The organism is Nonomuraea glycinis (genome assembly GCF_014646515.1).
GTDB lineage: Bacteria > Actinomycetota > Actinomycetes > Streptosporangiales > Streptosporangiaceae > Nonomuraea > Nonomuraea glycinis.
Window position 1 is genome coordinate 44045 of record NZ_BMNK01000028.1, and the last position, 17388, is coordinate 61432.

The window sequence follows — 17388 nt, forward strand, 5'->3', positions numbered from 1 at the left end:
CACCTACCGACGGGTAGATCGGCGGTCTACTGGGCAGGACATCTAGGGAGGACCTATATGCACCTGGACAGGGACGTCACACCGGACTACCCGATGAGCTGGCAGGCCCGAGCGCTCACCGGTCTGATGCACGGCACCTTCAAGCCCGCCTCGCACCTGCTGCTGCGCCATTCCCTCGCGCTCGACGCCGCCGCCCGCCTCGGTGAGCTGGTCAAACTGGTGCCGGTGGGCACACCCGAGCACGTACGGGTGGCGCCCGCGGCCTTCTCCGCGTGCGACGGCGAGTGGCTGCGCGCCGGTCGGCGGCTCGACGAGGGCAAGGTGCTGCTCTACCTGCACGGCGGCGGCTACTTCTCCTGCTCGCCCAGGACACACCGGTCCATCACCTGGCGGCTGTCGGTGGTGGCCCGCCGTCCGGTGCTCGCCCTGGACTACCGCCAGGGCCCGGTGCACAACCTCGCCGACTCCCTCGCCGACGCGCTGGACGCCTACGACTGCCTGCTGGAGCGCGGGTACGACGCCTCCGACGTGATCATCGCGGGCGACTCGGCGGGCGGCCATCTGACCCTGGCGACCCTCCTGGCGTTGCGCGACCGGAGCCTTCCGCTGCCGGCGGCGGCCATCTGCCTGTCCCCGTGGGCCGACCTGACCGACCATCCCCGGCGTGACAACCGCTGGCAGGACCCCATGCTCGCGGCCGGGCGGGTGCGCTGGCTGGCCCGCCGCTGGACCTCCGGCCTGGACCCGTGCGACCCCCTGGTGTCGCCGGTGCTCGGCGACTTCACCGGACTGCCGCCGCTGATGATCGTCACCGGGTCGACCGAGGTGCTCAGGGACGAGGCGCACCGCGTCGCCGTCCGTGCCCGGGAGGGCGGGGTGCCGGTCACCTACGAGGAGTGGCCGCGCATGCCGCACGTCTTCCCGATCCTGGCCGACGTGCTGCCGGAGGCACGGCTGGCCTTCCGGCACATGGCCGGCTTCCTGGCCGTCGCGGCGGGGGTGGAGGGGCCGGTGACGGAGGGAGAGGTCGCGGCCTGATCAGCGCATGCCGAACAGGAAGCGGGTCACCCGGGTACGCCTTACCAGGACGTCGTAGGCGGCGAAGGTGAGGGCGAGTGAGGCGGCGACGATGAGCGCGAACTTCACCGCGACGGGCGCGCTCCAGCCGACCACGAGGTAGGCGACGCCGACGACGATCGGCTGGTGCAGGATGTAGACCGGCAGCACCGCGGCGGCCAGATAGCCGTACATCCGGCGCGGCCGCTTGTCCTGCTCGCTGCTTCCCGTTCCGGCTTCCTCGGTGGCTTTCTCGGCGGTGGGTGCGGGGCGGCGGCGGTCGAGCAGGCCGAGGATCGCGACCAGCCAGCACCAACCGGCCGAGCCGTACAAGGTGCGGGCGATGATCGCCAGCGCCGACAGGTCCATGAACGGGTCGGCGCCGGGCGTCTCGGCCGCGATCAGGAACAGCGGGGTTCCGGCCCCGACCAGGGCGACCCCGAGCACCGCCGCCACCACCGCGTCGCGGCGCATCGCCGCGCGCAGTCGCGGGTCGGCCGCGAGCGCGAACCCGAACAGGAAGAACAGCAGGTACGCCCACCGGCTCCAGCCGCCGTAGTCCTCCTCCACCCCCAGCAGGGCGGAGACGATGGCGAGCGGCGCGGCGGGCAGCAGCAGCACCGAGCCGCGCCGCCGGGTCGCCGAGACCACCCCGTCGCGGATCCGCCGGCCGAGACCGGGCGGCACCCGGCGGGCGAGCGCCGCCAGCAGCAGCGAGTAGACCAGCAACAGCACCACGAACCAGAGGTGGCCGGTCTCGTAGAAGGTGCCCTGCACGATGAACGGGAACTCCGACGGCTCCAGCCGTACCTCGAAGAAGTGCGGCCAGAACCGTAAGTAGGAATCGTGGTAGGCGGGGTCGGCCCGCAGCCGCAGCCACTGCGGGAACGGCAGCAGCACGAGCGTGGCGAACACCAGCGGGACGCCGAGCCGTCGTAACCGCTCCACCGCGAAGCCGCCCGCGCCCCTGCGGCGCAGCGAGTGCCACGCGCCGAGACCGGACACCAGGAACAGCAGCGGCATCGCCCAGACGACGCAGAGCGCGGCGAAGATCGTGGTGAGCTCGGTGGTCTCCGCGTTCGTCACGTAGAAGTCGCCGCCCGGCTCGAAGACCAGCGAGGAGTGGAAGAAGACCAGACCGACCACCACCAGGGCCCGCAGCGCGTCGAGCTCCGGCCGCCGCTCGCCGCGGGGAGAGGGCTGCGCCGTCACCGTCTGCCTCCGATCCCTCAGGCTGATCATTCTGCTGGCTGCCGGACGAGGGCGCCAGGTTCACCATGAATCAGCCACAAGGGCGTGGGAAGGGGGAGATTTCAGGTCGCGTCAGCGATCTGCTGCGCAGAGCATGTAAGTTAGGTATACCTAACTGAGGAGTCGCCCGTATGGCTGAGAAGCCAAGGGATCACCATAGAGGCGTGGTGCTGCGCACCGAGCGTATCTCGCCGCATATGATCCGGGTCATCGTCGGAGGTGACGGCCTGCGCGACTTCGCCACCACCTCCGACTTCACCGACCACTACGTGAAAGTCGTGTTCCCGCACGAGGGGGTCGACTACCCCCAGCCCTTCAGCGTCCAGCACGTGCGCGAGACCATGCCGCGCGAGTTGTGGCCACGCCTGCGCACCTACACCGTGCGGGCCTGGGACCCCGACATCCGGGAGTTGACGCTCGACTTCGTCTACCACGGCGACGAGGGCCTGGCCGGTCCCTGGGCCGCCCGCGCGATGCCGGGTGAGGAGATCCTCATGCTCGGCCCCGGCGGCGGTTACGCCCCGGACCCCGAGGCCGACTGGCACCTGCTCGTCGGCGACGAGAGCGCGCTGCCGGCCATCGCCGCTTCCTTGGAGGCGATGCCGGACGGGGCCAGGGCGCACGCGTTCGTCGAGGTGGAGGGGCCCGCGGAGGAGATCAAGGTCAGGACGTACGGCGACGTGCACCTCACCTGGCTCTACCGCCGTGGCCGCCGGGTCGGCGAGGCGCTGGTCGAAGCGGTGCGCGAGCTCGACCTGCCGGGCGGCGACGTGCAGGCGTTCGTGCACGGGGAGGCGGGCTTCGTCAAGGAGCTCCGGCGCCTGCTGCGGGTGGAGGCCGGGGTGCCGATGGCACGGCTGTCCATCTCCGGCTACTGGCGGCTCGGGGTGGACGACGAGGGCTGGCGGGCGGTCAAGAGGGACTGGAACCGGCAGGTCGAGACCGAAGAGGCCGTCGAACTCGGCTGAGTCCGGCCGTGGGCGGCCGGTGCTCACGGCTTCTGTAGGCTCTGGCCATGCCAGGTGACAGGTGACGATCAGGCTCGTCATCGCGGACGATCATGCCATGATCAGGGCGGGTTTACGGCTGGTCGTGGAGAACGCGCTCGGGGTGGACGTGGTCGGCGAGGCCGCGGACGGGGTCGAGGCCGTCGCCGTGGCCAGGCGGGAGCGGCCGGACGTGCTGCTGCTCGACATCGCGATGCCGCGCATGGACGGCTTGGACGCCGCCAGGATGCTGCTCGGGGACCCCGACCCGCCGAGGATCGTGATGCTGACGACGTTCGGCAGCGACGCGAACCTGCACCTCGCACTGCGTACCGGCGTCCATGGCTTCCTGCTGAAGAGCTCGCCGCCCGAGCACCTCATCGAGGCGATGCGGGTGGCGGCGGCGGGTGACGCGCTGATCGACCCCGCGGTCACCCTGCGGGTCATCGCCTCCTTCGCCGCGCAGCCCGTGCTCGCGCCGCCGCCGGAGCTGGCCGCCCTCACCGCGCGTGAGCTGGACGTGCTGCTCCTGCTCGCGCGCGGCCTGTCCAACCGGGAGATCGCGGCGGCGGCCGGGGTCGGCGAGGTGACGATCAGGAGCCATGTCACCCAGATCTTGCGCAAACTGGGCGTACGGGACCGCCTCCAGGCGGTGGTGCTCGCCTACGAGTGCGGCATCGTACGTCCCGGTGGGGTGTGATGCCGCACGGCGGCTGGCGGCCGAGCCGGCTGGACCTGCTGCTCGCGCTCGCCGTGATGGTCGCCGGGCAGGTCGAGTCGTTCGGGCGGCAGGGCATCGAGCCGGGCCAAATCCGCCATCCGGTGCCGCTCGCCGCCGGTGCGGTCGCCGCCGGGGTGCTGCTGCTGTTGCGGCGCAGGTTCCCGATGAGCATGCTGATCGGGTTGCTGGTGGTCGGCATCGGGGTGCGGGAGGTCACGGACGCGGGCTATTACGCCGCGTGGCACTTCTACTCCACGCTCATCCTGGTGCACACCGTGGCCAGTGCGGCGGAGCTGCGGAGCCGGCGGGGGCTGGCCGGGCTGGGCTGCGTGCTGCTTTCCTACGCCTATTTGCAGACATTTCAGCATAATGACGTAGCGGAAGTGCTGATCAGCGCCGTCTTCGTCGGCGTCGCGTACACCAGCGGCATTCTGCTGCGCCGCCAGATCGATCGCACCCTGCGCCTCGCCAGGCAGGCCGCCCGGCTGGAGGCCGGGCGCGAGGAACGCGCCCGGCAGGCGGTGGCCGGGGAACGGGCGAGGATCGCCCGGGAGTTGCACGACATCGTCTCGCACAACGTCAGCCTGATGACCTTGCACACGGGCGGTGTACGGATGATGCTCGGCGACGATCCCGGCCACGAGCGCGAACGTGCGCTGCTGACCGGAGTCGAGCGGGCCGGCCGTGAGGCGATCGAGGAGCTCAGGCTGATGCTGGGCATGTTGCGTGCCCCCGGCGGCACGGGTGCCGAGCCGTACCCGGCCGGGCTGGACCGGCTGGACGCCCTGGTCGCGCAGGTCGAGGAGGCCGGTCCGGCCGTGCGCACGCGGGTCGAGGGCGAGGCCCGGCCGTTGCCGCCGGGGCTCGACCTGTCGGCGTACCGGGTGATCCAGGAGGCGCTGACCAACGCGTTGAAGCACGCGCGGGCCACGCGGATCGACGTCACCGTCACCCATTCCCCTGCGGCCGTAACCGTGGAGATCACCAACGACGGCCCACCCAGCGGCCCACTCAGCGGCCCGCCCAGCGGCGCGAAGTCCGGCCCGGGCGGCGGTCTGGGGGACGGTGGCGAGGGCGGGCATGGACTGATCGGGATGCGTGAGCGGGTCGCGATGCACGGCGGCGAGCTGTCCGCCGGGCCCGTGCCGGGCGGCGGTTACCGGGTGCGCGCCAGGTTCCCGCTCGGCTGAGCCTGCGCCGGCGGCCCTTCGCCCGCCCAGGCGGCGTCGCTCATCCGTACGATGCGCAGGCCGATGACCCCGGCCCCGGCCAGGTACAGCAGTCCGCCGACGACCGTGCCGATCGGGAAGACCGGCGCCCCGAAGATGCCCGCGACCATCGCGAACGGGGACCACCACGGCGCCTGGCGGCCGTACGCCAGGACGAGTCCGAGCACGAACAGGCCGAGGATCCCGGCGAAGCCGGGGAGCTGGAACCCGAACACCGCCCCCGGGTCGGTGAACGCCTCGTCGGCGAGCGCGGCCCCCTGCACGGGCGGCAGCGAGCGCTCCAGACGGGAGTAGAAGAAGTCGCCGAGCATCAGCGCGGAGAAGTTCACCACGCCGAGCAGCGCGAGCCCGCCCGCGAGGTGGCCGAGGAGCACCCCGCGGCGGCGGACCAGGTGGATCATGCCGATGATGCCCGGGATCAGCAACACCCAGCTCCAGTGCAGGATCGCCGCGCTGACCGACACCTGCTCCAGGTAGCGCCCGTAGACGCCGGTCGTGTCACCGCCGCCCTGCCGCAGCGCGGGGTCTGTGACGACACCCGCGATGTACGCGATCGGCGCGGCGATGAGGCATGCCCCGGCGGCGAGCCTGCGAAAACGGATGGGATCTGACAACAGCGACATGGTGTCCCCTTGCTGGGCCGGTGATGTCGACGAAGCGTAGAAACGCCCGGTCTCCTCGGTCATCAGCCGCCCGGCCGACCCTCTCTCCTGCAAAGCGCTGGGTCCAGGGATCGCCCGCAGCCGTACCCACCTTTTTGTGGGTACTTGTCGGTAGGTCGGGGCGGCCCGAAGCTTGGTCGCGGAGGTCGTCGGAGCCAGAGGGAGGAGATCGGCGGTGCGTCAGGAGACCGGCTGGGACGCGGCCAGCTTCTCCAGGCGGCGATGGCCCCAGTCGGACAGCGGCGCCAGCGCCTCGGAGAGCTCACGGCCGAACCCGGTCAGGGAGTATTCCGTCCGCAGCGGAAGCACGTCGTACACCTCGCGGTGGACCAGCCCGTCGGCCTCCATCTCGCGCAGCGTCTGAGTCAGCACCTTCTCGGTGAGGCCGGGGAGTTGACGGCGCAGCTCACCGGGGCGGCGCGGACCGGACTCCAGCAGCCAGAGCAGGATCGACTTCCACTTGCCGTCGATCACGGCGATGGCGGCGGTCACTCCGCAGAGGTTCGGGTCCTGGGCGCGGCTGCGTGTCATCTGTCATCCGATTCATCGGTACGGGTTGCGCGTCATTTCATGTGATTTGTGGATATTAAGGAGTTTAAGCAATGACCTCGTACACAGAACGATCCGCCGTGACGGTGCTCGGCCTGGGGCCGATGGGCCGGGCCCTCGCCGGGGCCTTTCTGGACGCCGGGGTGCGGACCACGGTCTGGAACCGTACGCCGGGCAAGGACCGGGAGTTGGTCGAGAGAGGCGCGGTGGGCGCCCGATCAGCCGAGGAGGCGGTCGCCGCGAGCGGGCTGACCGTCATCTGCGTGGTGAACTACGACGCGGCGGACGCCGTACTGCGTCGTGCCGAGGTCACCGACGCGCTCAAGGGGCGCACGGTGGTGAACCTGACCGCCGACATCCCCGAGCGGGCCCGGGACAGCGCGGCCTGGGCGGCCGAGCACGGCATCGGCTACCTGGACGGTGCGATCATGACGCCGAACACGACCATCGGCACCCCGGACGCGGTGTTCCTGCACAGCGGCCCGGAGGAGCTCTACCAGGAGCACCGGCCGGTGCTGGACGCCCTGGGCGGCGCCCACACCCACCTGGGTGCGGACATCGGCCGGGCGGCGGCGTACGACATCGCCCTGCTGGACATCTTCTGGACCGCCATGGCGGGCTACGCGCACGCGCTGGCCGTGGCGGGAGCCGAGGGGATCAGCGCGCGGGAGCTGGCGCCGTTCGCGCAGGGCATCGGCGCGATCCTGCCGCCGATCTTCGCGGAGACCGCGGACGAGGTGGACAGCGGCCGGTTCTCCGGTGCGGACAACCCGATCACCTCGGCGGCCTCGTCCATGGCGCACATCGTGCACGCCTCGGAAGCCCATGGCATCGACGCGGGCGTGATGCGCGCGGCCGAAGGCCTGGCGCGCCGGGCCATCGGCCGGGGTCACGGCCAGGACGGTTTCATCCGGATCACTGACGTTCTGAAGCCCCGCTGAGAAGCAGGGTGGCCGCGCCAGGCCCGGGTGAGAGGAGGAGTGGCCGCAGGGGCCGGGGCTGAGCAGAAAGGTGGCCGCGCCAGGCCGGGGACTGCCTGGCGCGGCCGTCGCCGGGGGAACCTTCCCATGCCCTGGAGGTGGCCGGCGAGATCGGGGGCCCGCTCCGGCCGGAGCGGGCTCGGGTGGGCGTCAGGGCGGCTCAGTGGGCGAACTGCTCTTCCTCGGTGGAGCCCTTGAGCGCCGTCGTCGAGGAGTCGGGCGCCACGGCGGTGCTGACCAGGTCGAAGTAGCCGGTGCCGACCTCGCGCTGGTGACGGGTGGCGGTGTAGCCCTGCGCCTCGGCGGCGAACTCGGCCTCCTGCAGGTCCACGTACGCGCTCATGCCGTCGGTCGCGTAGCCCTGGGCGAGGTTGAACATGGAGTAGTTCAGTGAGTGGAAGCCGGCCAGCGTGATGAACTGGAACTTGTACCCCATGTGCCCGAGCTCCCGCTGGAACTTGGCGATGGTGGAGTCGTCCAGGTGCTGCTTCCAGTTGAAGGACGGCGAGCAGTTGTAGGCCAGGAGCTGGTCCGGGTACTCCGCCTTGATCGCCTCGGCGAAGTGGCGGGCGACGTCCAGGTCCGGGGTGCCGGTCTCCATCCAGAGCAGTTCGGAGTGCGGCGCGTAGGCCAGGCCGCGGGCGACGCAGGCCTCCAGGCCGTTGCGGACCCGGTAGAAGCCCTCGGCGGTGCGCTCACCGGTGGTGAACTCCTGGTCGCGGGGGTCCACGTCACTGGTCAGCAGCGTCGCGGCCTGGGCGTCGGTCCGCGCGATGATCAGGGACGGGACTCCGGCGACGTCCGCGGCGAGGCGGGCGGCGTTCAGGGTCTTGATGTGCTGGCCGGTGGGGACCAGCACCTTGCCGCCGAGGTGGCCGCACTTCTTCTCGGAGGCGAGCTGGTCCTCCCAGTGCACGCCGGCGGCACCGGCGGCGATCATGCCCTTCATGAGCTCGAAAGCGTTCAGCACGCCGCCGAAGCCGGCCTCGGCGTCGGCCACGATCGGCGCCAGCCAGTGCGGGCTGTCGGTCCTGCCCTCCGACCAGGTGATCTGGTCGGCGCGCAGCAGCGCGTTGTTGATGCGGCGCACGACGGCGGGCACCGAATTGGCCGGGTAGAGGCTCTGGTCCGGGTACGTCTGCCCGCCCAGGTTCGCGTCGGCGGCCACCTGCCAGCCGGACAGGTAGATGGCCCGCAAGCCCGCCTTCACCTGCTGCACGGCCTGGTTGCCGGTCAGCGCGCCCAGCGAGTGCACGTACTCCTCGGTGTGCAGCAGGTGCCACAGCCGCTCGGCGCCGAGCCGGGCCAGCGTGTGCTCCTCCTGGACGCTGCCGCGGAGCTTGATCACGTCCTCGGCGCTGTAGGTCCGCTCGATGCCCTCCCAGCGAGGGTCGTTGTCCCATTCGTCCTGCAGCTGCTCAGCAGCTCCCTTGAGGCGATCGTTCATCGGTCACTCCTTTTCGTCCCCTGGGGCTTGTTGCCGAGTCTCTGCCCTGCCGTACCCCACCACATAGCCCCCTAGAACCAGAAAAATCGCCATTTTTCCACTATTGCTAACCCAGCTCGCGTGTTCACCTGAGAAGAAATTAGAAATTTTCCCGATGGACTAGACCAATGTCAGCGGCGGAAAGCCGGATCCCCGCTTGGGCGGACGACGGCTGCGCCTGTGCCTCGCTCACCACTGGCATGGGCCGATCTGATCGCCACCGCGGTCACCCGCCTGCAGATGCTGCCGGCACCCGAAACCAAGCCGGTCGACCCCGCTGCGCAACCCCACCGACTTCACGAGAGATCGAGGCTGGTTGAGCTTCGGTACAGACACGACCATAGGGACAAGAAGAATTTCCGCACCTCTGGATCACCGTGGACAGGGCTCATTCAGTCCCATCGGCGGAAGGTGTCATGCCATGCCATACGGCCACGCCGTACCATTCGTAGGGCGAGAAGGCGAGCTCCTGCGGCTGCGGTCGCTGCTGCAGGAGGTGAAGTCCGGCTTTCCCCGCCATGTCCTGGTGGAAGGTCCTGGAGGCATCGGGAAAAGCAGTCTTGTCCGCCACTTCCTCCTTGAGCACCGCAATGAACTCCGACTCCTGCGCGCCAGCGGCGACGACAACGAGTCGGAACTGTCCTTCGGCATGCTGGCCCAGCTCATCGCCACCCCAACGTCCTTCTCCGCGTGGGAGGGGAGCCACGATCCGGTCAGTGCGGGGCTCCAACTCCTCGACCTGATCGGCAGCCTGCAGGACAACGGACCCGTCGTGATGGTCGTCGACGACGTCCAGTGGGCCGATGTGCCGTCCCTGCAGGCACTGACCTTCGCGCTGCGCCGCCTGCGCGCCGACCGCGTCCTCACCATCGTGATAGCTCGTGATCTATCCCACCCGCGCCTTCCCTCCGGTCTTCGCCGCCTGCTCACCGATGACCAGACCGCCCGAGTCACGGTCACCGGGCTGGGCGTCGCCGACATGCAGACCCTCGCGCAGGCTTTTGGAGCGGGAACGCTGCACCTGGGAGCGGCGGCCCGGCTGTGCCATCACACGCGCGGCAACCCCCTGCATGCCCGGGAGTTGCTGGAGCAGGTCTCGAAGGAGATCCTCGCCGATCTGAGCCACCCTCTGCCCGTACCTCGCACCTATACCAGACTGGTGCTGGGCCGCCTGGCCGCCTGCGCTCCCGCGACCCGCGACATGGTCGCCGCGGCGAGCGTTCTCGGGCTGTCCGCTCCGCTCCATCTGGTGGCCCAGCTCAGCGGAAGCCAGAAGCCGCTGGCGGCGCTCGATGAGGCGGTGGAGGCCGGGCTCCTGGTGGAGCATCCCAGGAGGGGTAGGCTCTCCGTCGCCTTTCCCCATCCGTTGACGCACGCCGCCATCTACCAGAACACCGGCATCGCCGTCCGCGCCGACCTGCATGAGCGAGCCGCGGAGCTGACCGACAACGAGCTGGACCGATTGAGGCACCGCTTACGAGCGGCCACCCGGTCAGACGGGCGGCTGTCGGCCGATCTCACCTTCTTCGCCCGGGAAGAGGCTAGGGCAGGGCGGTGGTCAAGCGCGGCGACCCAGTTCGTGAACGCTGCGAGCGTCGCCCCTTCCGATGAGGAGCGAGCACGGCGCACTGCGGAGGCGATCACCGCGCTGGTCTACGCCGGACGCGTCGGCGAGGCCACCGACCTGGCCAGGGGCCTTCCCCTCAGTTGCCCCCCGGACATCCGTTGTTTTGCACTCGGGGTGTTGGAACACGTCAGAGGGAATGCATCCGAGGCCGTTCGGCTCCTCACTGAGGCGTGGCAACGGTGCGATGTGGCCGCCCACCCGGTACGGGCGACCAGGATCAGCGAGCAACTCGCCATCCTGTGGAGTATGGCCGGGCGGGGCGCTGAAGGAGTCCGCTGGGCGGAACGCGCCATCGGCCGCGCGGCGGAGGTTCCCAGCCTCGACTTCATCCGTTTGATCCATCTCACTGCCCTCGGCTGCGACGGGCGCGCGGGAGAGGCATTGGCGATGGTTCGCGTCCTACCCACCGCAGGGTCGGCCTCTACGGACGAACTCGACCAGCTCTTGGGCCGGGCGATGCTCCGGATGTGGACGGACGATCTTGCGGGGGCGGTGGAGGACGCCGGAGCGGCGCTGTCGCGGTCTGAGGGGCGGTCGGTGCCCTATCGGGTATCGGCCAACTGTGTTCTCGGCGAGGCCGAGTTCCGCGCCGGGCGGTGGGACGACGCGGCGGCGCACACGGCGGTCGGCGCCTCACTGGCCGAGGACTCCGACCAGCTCTGGCTTGCTGGGATCGCGTGCGGGCTGGCCGCACTGGTCCCCGGTGCGCGGGGCCTGTTCCCGGAGGCTGACGCGTATGTGACCGCCTCCGCGGCTCTCGCCACGAACGCCACGTCCATCACCTACGTGGCCTACGCTCACGCATGGATCGCCACCGCACGAGGTGACGCCGCCATGGTCGTGAATGCCCTCGCTCCGGTGCTGGATCTGCCGTATCGCGACACCTGTGACGGCCCTGGGATCGCGCCCTGGCAGGATCTCTTCGCCGACGCCTGCTCCCGGCTTGGGGAGTATGGGCGGGCGCGAGCCGTACTCGACGCGTTCGAGGAGCGCGCGGCGGACCAGGAGCGGCACTCCTCACTTTCACTCATCGCAAGGGCCCGGGGCAACCTGCTGGCCGCGCAGGGCGGCTTCGACGAGGCGGAGATCTGTTTCGAGACCGGGCTGCGCCATGACGCTCTCGTCGACCTGCCCTTCGACCAGGCCCGGTTGAACCTGGACTATGGCATCTTCCTGCGAAGGAGAGGTACGCGCGGCGCCGCTGCTGATCGGCTGGAAGCTGCCCACCAGGTCCTCGAACGTCTGCAGGCGGTGCCGTACCTGACGCGCTGCGAGCGGGAACTGGCCGCCTGCGGTCGCGTCATCCGATCTTCCTCCATGGATCCGCGTTCAGGTCTGACACCCCAGGAGCACGCCATCGCCCGGCTGGTGGCGACCGGCCTGTCCAATCAGCAGGTGGCGAGGGAGCTGATGCTGAGCGTGAAGACCATCGAGTACCACCTGGGGCACGTCTTCACCAAACTGGGGTTGAGATCCCGAACCGCTCTGGCGGCCCGGCTGGCCGCGCAAGAGCCGTGAACGATACCGGGTCGGCCAACGGCAGGTGAGGTGTCCCCGTGAGCCCTTCGACGCGTTCATTGAGCGTGGTACTCGCCACTGACCTCGACGACGACCGGGAATCCGTCGACCTGCCCGGGAAGTTGCGACTCCAGTCGTGCCCGTGTGGCCACGTCGAGAAGCATGATCTTTATGAAGTCCTCGCCGTCGGCATTCGCTGTATGGGAGACCCCCTGGACGCCAGGTTCGGTCAGCCACGCGCGGGCGACCTTCTCGATCGCCGCCGCCAGCGGCGAGGCCGGCGGCGGTCCAGAGTAGACGGTGTTCTCTGCAAGCCCGCTCTCCATCGGCTGCGGTGGCCGGAAGTCATCGTTGGATACCAAGGCTTGCCCTCCGGTGAAAGTCTGCGCTAATCACGATCGCAGATGAACACGACCACCTTGCCGAGGTGGCTCTCCACGCCGAGCTGCATGGTGTCCAGGTAGCTGGCCGTGTTGAGGAACCCGGCCTTCCAGAACTTCAGTTCCAGTGTCTCACCAAAGGCTGCCGATCGTGTGATGTCGGTGGTAGCCACGCGAGTGTTACCGGAGGTGCCGATCGTCCGGATGAGGGGCCAGGAGTGGCCGGGGATGATCGCGGAAATTTCGATCTTCTTCCACCAGCTGATCTGCTGGGCCACCTGCAGTTGCAGGGTGATCTGCCCAGGTGTTCCGTTGTCCTCGTCGACCACGTAGTGCCATCGATCCCAGCCATTGTCGAGGAAGGTGCCGGCGCCGATCAGCTGTGCCTGAGCACGGTCGTCGTGGGCGAGTTGCTCAGCCATGGGCAGGGTGGCTTGGTAGTTGCGCGGCGCGATCATCTCGTGGAGTTCCTGCTGGAGCGCTTGGTCGGGAATCTTCATGGCGTCGTCCTTCCGTCAGGTGAAGAGATCGATGTCGAGCGCGTCGAGAACCAGAGCCATCGGGTTGGCCAGGGTGTGGCGGAAGCCGCCTGCGAACAGCAAGCCGACAGGTGAGCGGGTGGCATCCCACGTCCACACGATCGAGCCGGAGTCCCCGCCGGCGCTGAACTCCAGCGCTGACACGGGGCGGATCGCGATCTGGTTGGTGAACAGCGCCTGGTGGCCGTCGTAGTTGATGATTCCCGTCCATCCCAGGTCGGTGATCTCACCTTGCCTGACCTGGGTGGTCCGTCCGCTTTTCCCGACACCCATGCCCAGGAACGGGGAGACGGGCTGCCGGCCGATCCGGAAGAACGTCTGAGCGCCCCCGAGAATGCGGACGAGTTCTGGACGTACGCGGTCGGGCCAACACCAAGCGGTTGCGCAGTCGACGAGGTTGGGTGTGTTGTCGAAGGCGATCGGCCGGAAGCGCTCGAGCACCGCGATCTGGTCGACAGGTGCGGCGCCGCCGTCGAAACGTCCCTGCTGAATGATCGGGTCGTTCAGTGATGCCTTGTTCGAGTTGGCGATCACATGGTTGTTGCTCAGAAAGAGCAGCCTTTGATTGCGCGGCTCCGTACGGCCGACTGCCAAGCAACCGATCGTGCCCGCTGTGGCAGCGGTATGGCCCGTGGAGACACCGCCGGGGGCCGGGCGGATGCGGAACCGGTGTGCGCTGGCGTCGAATACATCTTGGCGCACCAGTATGGGCACGTCGCGCGCACTGGAGATACCGAAGTCGTCCACCACCATCTCCCGCACCAGTCTGGCCTCGGTGGGCTCGGCCACGTAGACGCTCATCGCTGGTTCGCCGGGCAACGAAGGGGAATCGGGATCGCCCAGGCCGATGGCGACACCTTGGATGCTGCCGGCAGGGGACAGGAAGCTGGTGACGTCCTGCGACTCAGCTTGCCGGGATTGATACCTGGCGATGAGAGCGCTTTCAAGCTCGGCGTGTGCATCGCGCACCGCAGTGTCGACATCCTGCAGGCCGGCTTCGAGAACTGCGCTCCCGGCCTGCGCCGCGACAGCGTACTGGGTATCCGCAGAGGGCTCGGATAACCTGGTGGGCGCCTCGAAGGGTACGTCCCTGCGCGGCGGTTGATCATTACTGGTCATGGATTCCTCGATTCGGCCTGGCCGCTTTCCGGCCCGTCATCCTGTGCCAGTCCCACACTGAGGCGCACGGCATCACAGGGCCCCAGGGGTGATGTAGGGGATTTCCCTAGTCCTTCGCGCGAAATGTGTCTGCCCAGGTCAGCCAGCACCCGATTCGGCGCCGCGCGGCCGTCCGGCACCGGTGGCGGTGCTGTCCGCTATCGTGCTGGGGCTAAAAATGCTCGGGCAGAGGGAGCAGCCAGGGGGATGTGCCGCCCGGCGGTAGGGCGGCTAGAAAATAGGCGGATTTTCCGTCTAAGATGCCCCTATGGCGTCCTTGCTAGGCGAAGAACCGCTGTCTTTGACGCAAGAGCTCGATCTGATCGCGTTCGGGCAGCGCCTGCGTCACCTGCGCAAACAGCGTGGCCTCACCCTGTCCGACCTCGGCTCCCGGGTCAGCAGGGCACCCAGCCAGCTCTCCCTGCTGGAGAACGGCAAACGCGAGCCGAAGCTGTCACTCCTCAAGTCGCTGGCCGCCGCGCTCGGCGTCCCCGTGGAGGAGCTGCTGCGCCGGCAGCCGCCGAACCGGCGCGCCCAGCTGGAGATCGCCCTGGAAGAGGCGCAGCGCGACCCCATCTACGCCGGGCTCGGCCTGCCGCGGCTCAAGGTCTCCGCGCGCGTGCCCAACGACGTGCTGGAGCACCTGCTCGGTCTGTACGGCGAACTACGCGCCAGGGAAGCCAGAGGCACCGCGACTCCCGAGGAGGCCCGGGCGGCCAACGCCGAGCTGCGGCGCAGGCAGCGCGAGGTCGGCAACTACTTCCCCGACATCGAGAAGGCCGCCGGCGAGGCGCTGGCCGCGGTCGGCTACCGGGGTGGCGCCCTGTCCCAGAGCGTGATCCAGGGCCTGGTGACACACTTCGGCTACACCGTCCACACCGCCCAGGACCTCCCCAGGTCGGTGCGATCCATCACCGACCTCCGCAATCACCGCATCTACGTCAAGCACGAGCAGCTCGGCATGCACACCCCGCGCACGATCCTGCTCCAGACGCTCGGCCACCTCGCGCTCGGCCACGGCAAGCCGCGCGACTTCGCCGACTTCCTGCGCCAGCGGACCGAGGCCAACTACTTCGCCGCCGCGGTGCTCGTACCGGAGAAGGCCGCCACTGTTTATCTGCAGGAGGCCAAGGCGGAGCGGGCGCTGTCGGTGGAGGATCTGCGCGACGTGTTCGCCGTCTCCTACGAGATGGCCGCGCACCGCTTCACCAACCTGGCCACCCACCATCTCGACCTGGTCTGCCACTTCGTGCGCAACGACGCCGGCGGCATCATCTACAAGGCGTACGAGAACGACGGCATCGTCTTTCCCGCCGACGAGCAGGGCGCGATCGAGGGGCAGCGCATGTGCCTGCAGTGGTCGGGGCGGCAGGTCTTCACCTCGCCCGACCGGTTCTCGGTCTTCTACCAGTATTCCGACTCGCCCACCGGCACCTTCTTCTGCGTGGCCCATGTGGACCCGTCCCGGGAGCGGGACTTCGCGATCACCCTGGGCGTGCCGTTCAAGGAGTCACGCTGGTTCCGTGGCCGTGAGACCACCAACCGCACCAGGTCGAGCTGCCCCAACGGCGACTGCTGCCGCCGTCCGCCCACCGACCTGGCCGAACGCTGGGAGGGGTACGCCTGGCCGTCGGCCCGCGCCAACTCCCACGTGCTCGCCGCCCTGCCGCCCGGCTCGTTCCCCGGCGTGGACGAGGCGGACGTCTACACATTCCTGGAGCGGCACGCGGTCCTGAGCTGACGACTAGCCGGGGCGAAAAACGGGGATAAAGCCTGATGAACGGGGGTGGTCGTATGCTGCCTGAAGTTCATAGCTGGTTGCGGCGCCGCACGTCGAGCGTCGCGGACTGGCCGGTCGGATCGCTGGTCGAGGCCAAGGGGGATGTCAGCGTCAGCGTGGTGCTCCCGGCGCGCGACGAGCGGGAGACCGTGGGGGAGATCGTTCAGATCATCCGGCGGGAGCTGGCCTGCCTCGTGGACGAGATCGTGGTGATCGACTCACGCTCCACCGACGACACCGCGGTGGTGGCCGCGCGGGCGGGCGCCGCCGTACACGCTCAGGACGACATCCTGCCGGAGTTGCCGCCGCTCGACGGCAAGGGTGAGGCACTGTGGAAGTCGCTGGCGGTCACCACGGGTGACATCGTGGCCTTCGTAGATGCCGATATCCGGAAATTTCACTCTTCGCTGGTGAGTGGGGTGCTTGGGCCTTTGCTCACCGATCCCACCGTGGCCTACGCCAAGGGCTGCTACGACCGCCCGTTCGACGGCGCCCCCAACGGCGGCGGCCGGGTCACCGAGCTCGTCGCCCGCCCGCTGATCAACCTGCACTGGCCGCTGCTGTCCGGCTTCGTCCAGCCGCTCGCCGGCGAGTACGCGGGCCGCCGCTCGGCGCTGGAGCGGGTGCCGTTCCTCACTCGATACGGGGTCGAGCTCGGGCTGCTCATCGACCTGCTGGACCTGGCGGGGCTGGACGCGTTCGCCCAGGTGGACCTCGGCTCCCGCGAGCACGCCCCGCAGTCGACGGAGGCCCTCGGCGGCATGGCCGGGCAGATCATGCTGGCCGCTTGGTCACGCCTGCGACGGCAGGGCAAGATCGAGTCGTGGCATGTTCCCTCGCCCTGCCTGGATCAGTTCCGGCGGGCCTGCGTCGGGCACGAGATCGTCTCCAGCGACATCACGATCGCCGAACGCCCACCGATGCTCACCCTCACCACCCACTGACCATCACCACCCACTGACCCGGCCCACCCTGGATCGCGAGCCACCCACCTGTCGCCCTGGGCCGAGCCACCGCTTGTTCCACCCTCGGCTGTTCCGCTTTTGGTCGTTCCGCCCTGCCTGTTTTGGTCTTGGTGTGGGTAGGGGGTCGGAATGGCTTGCCGGATCACTGAATTGGTGCTCGACTGTCGCGACCCTGAGCGGCTGGCCGCGTTCTGGTGCGAGGTGCTCGGCTTCAGCGTGATCGAGCGCGAAGAGGGGGCCATCGAGATCGGGCCCGCCGAGGGACCCGGTGGGCTGCAGCCGACGCTGGTGCTCAGCCCGTCCGACGACCCCAAGCTGCGGAAACTCCGGCTGCACATCGACGTCAACGCCACCGATCGCGACCAGGACGCCGAGCTGACGCGACTGCTGGCCGCCGGGGCGACGCACGCGGACGTCGGGCAGAGCGGCCAGGAGCCCTGGTACGTCCTCGCCGACCCCGAGGGCAACGAGTTCTGCCTGCTGCGCCGCCGTGTGACCTGA

Annotated in this window: 16 protein-coding genes; 9 read left to right on the top strand and 7 right to left on the bottom strand. The window is 69.3% G+C overall.

Annotated features, from left to right (window positions below; genetic code table 11):
- Positions 1 to 57 precede the first annotated feature (57 nt).
- The gene (locus tag IEY87_RS44135) at positions 58 to 1038 is read left to right on the top strand and encodes an alpha/beta hydrolase (protein ID WP_225278245.1); all 981 of its coding nucleotides are present in this window, start codon (positions 58 to 60) and stop codon (positions 1036 to 1038) included.
- On the opposite strand, the gene IEY87_RS44140 is transcribed toward IEY87_RS44135, so the two are convergent.
- Entirely contained in the window at positions 1039 to 2268 is a 1230-nt protein-coding gene (locus IEY87_RS44140; protein WP_225278246.1) for an acyltransferase family protein, read from the bottom strand. It lies immediately after the preceding gene.
- Between the two features lie 170 nt (positions 2269 to 2438).
- Here IEY87_RS44140 and IEY87_RS44145 point away from each other — a divergent pair, with 170 nt between their 5' ends.
- From IEY87_RS44145 to IEY87_RS44155, 3 genes are all read left to right on the top strand, one after another.
- A complete protein-coding gene (locus tag IEY87_RS44145; RefSeq protein WP_189144883.1) occupies positions 2439 to 3275 on the top strand; it encodes a siderophore-interacting protein in 837 nt (278 codons plus the stop codon).
- 61 nt (positions 3276 to 3336) lie between these two features.
- Positions 3337 to 3993 (top strand): response regulator, encoded by a 657-nt coding sequence (locus IEY87_RS44150; protein WP_189144884.1) that lies wholly within the window; start codon positions 3337 to 3339, stop codon positions 3991 to 3993.
- On the top strand, positions 3963 to 5204 hold the full coding sequence (locus tag IEY87_RS44155; RefSeq protein ID WP_189144885.1) for a sensor histidine kinase: 1242 nt from the start codon (positions 3963 to 3965) through the stop codon (positions 5202 to 5204). The genes IEY87_RS44150 and IEY87_RS44155 overlap by 31 nt, the downstream gene beginning before the upstream one ends.
- On the opposite strand, the gene IEY87_RS44160 is transcribed toward IEY87_RS44155, so the two are convergent.
- Both IEY87_RS44160 and IEY87_RS44165 read right to left on the bottom strand, forming a co-directional pair.
- Positions 5171 to 5866, bottom strand: a complete 696-nt coding sequence (locus IEY87_RS44160) for a hypothetical protein (RefSeq protein WP_189144886.1) — start codon at positions 5864 to 5866, stop codon at positions 5171 to 5173. The genes IEY87_RS44155 and IEY87_RS44160 overlap by 34 nt on opposite strands.
- A gap of 219 nt (positions 5867 to 6085) precedes the next feature.
- A complete protein-coding gene (locus IEY87_RS44165) occupies positions 6086 to 6436 on the bottom strand; it encodes a winged helix-turn-helix transcriptional regulator (RefSeq protein ID WP_189144887.1) in 351 nt (116 codons plus the stop codon).
- A 71-nt stretch (positions 6437 to 6507) separates the two neighbouring features.
- Between IEY87_RS44165 and IEY87_RS44170 the strand changes: the two genes are divergently transcribed.
- Complete coding sequence (locus IEY87_RS44170; protein WP_189144888.1) at positions 6508 to 7395, top strand: NAD(P)-dependent oxidoreductase; 888 nt, start codon at positions 6508 to 6510, stop codon at positions 7393 to 7395.
- Between the two features lie 199 nt (positions 7396 to 7594).
- Here IEY87_RS44170 and aceA read toward each other — a convergent pair whose 3' ends face one another.
- Positions 7595 to 8881, bottom strand: a complete 1287-nt coding sequence (gene aceA / locus IEY87_RS44175) for an isocitrate lyase (RefSeq protein ID WP_189144889.1) — start codon at positions 8879 to 8881, stop codon at positions 7595 to 7597.
- A 460-nt stretch (positions 8882 to 9341) separates the two neighbouring features.
- Here aceA and IEY87_RS44180 point away from each other — a divergent pair, with 460 nt between their 5' ends.
- Positions 9342 to 12065, top strand: a complete 2724-nt coding sequence (locus tag IEY87_RS44180; protein WP_189144890.1) for an ATP-binding protein — start codon at positions 9342 to 9344, stop codon at positions 12063 to 12065.
- A gap of 56 nt (positions 12066 to 12121) precedes the next feature.
- Here IEY87_RS44180 and IEY87_RS44185 read toward each other — a convergent pair whose 3' ends face one another.
- Genes IEY87_RS44185 through IEY87_RS44195 form a run of 3 tightly spaced genes read right to left on the bottom strand, consistent with a single transcriptional unit; the run spans position 12122 to position 14103 of the window.
- A complete protein-coding gene (locus IEY87_RS44185) occupies positions 12122 to 12427 on the bottom strand; it encodes a hypothetical protein (protein WP_189144891.1) in 306 nt (101 codons plus the stop codon).
- Between the two features lie 26 nt (positions 12428 to 12453).
- A complete protein-coding gene (locus tag IEY87_RS44190; RefSeq protein ID WP_189144892.1) occupies positions 12454 to 12945 on the bottom strand; it encodes a hypothetical protein in 492 nt (163 codons plus the stop codon).
- Between the two features lie 15 nt (positions 12946 to 12960).
- Positions 12961 to 14103, bottom strand: coding sequence for a chymotrypsin family serine protease (locus IEY87_RS44195; RefSeq protein WP_189144893.1), 1143 nt, complete (start codon positions 14101 to 14103; stop codon positions 12961 to 12963).
- A 340-nt stretch (positions 14104 to 14443) separates the two neighbouring features.
- Between IEY87_RS44195 and IEY87_RS44200 the strand changes: the two genes are divergently transcribed.
- The 3 genes from IEY87_RS44200 (at position 14444) to IEY87_RS44210 (ending at position 17388) form a co-directional block, all read left to right on the top strand.
- Entirely contained in the window at positions 14444 to 15883 is a 1440-nt protein-coding gene (locus IEY87_RS44200; RefSeq protein WP_189144894.1) for a helix-turn-helix transcriptional regulator, read from the top strand.
- Between the two features lie 53 nt (positions 15884 to 15936).
- Positions 15937 to 16866, top strand: a complete 930-nt coding sequence (locus IEY87_RS44205) for a glucosyl-3-phosphoglycerate synthase (protein WP_189144895.1) — start codon at positions 15937 to 15939, stop codon at positions 16864 to 16866.
- Positions 16867 to 17016: 150 nt separating this feature from the next.
- Positions 17017 to 17388 (top strand): VOC family protein, encoded by a 372-nt coding sequence (locus IEY87_RS44210; protein ID WP_189144896.1) that lies wholly within the window; start codon positions 17017 to 17019, stop codon positions 17386 to 17388.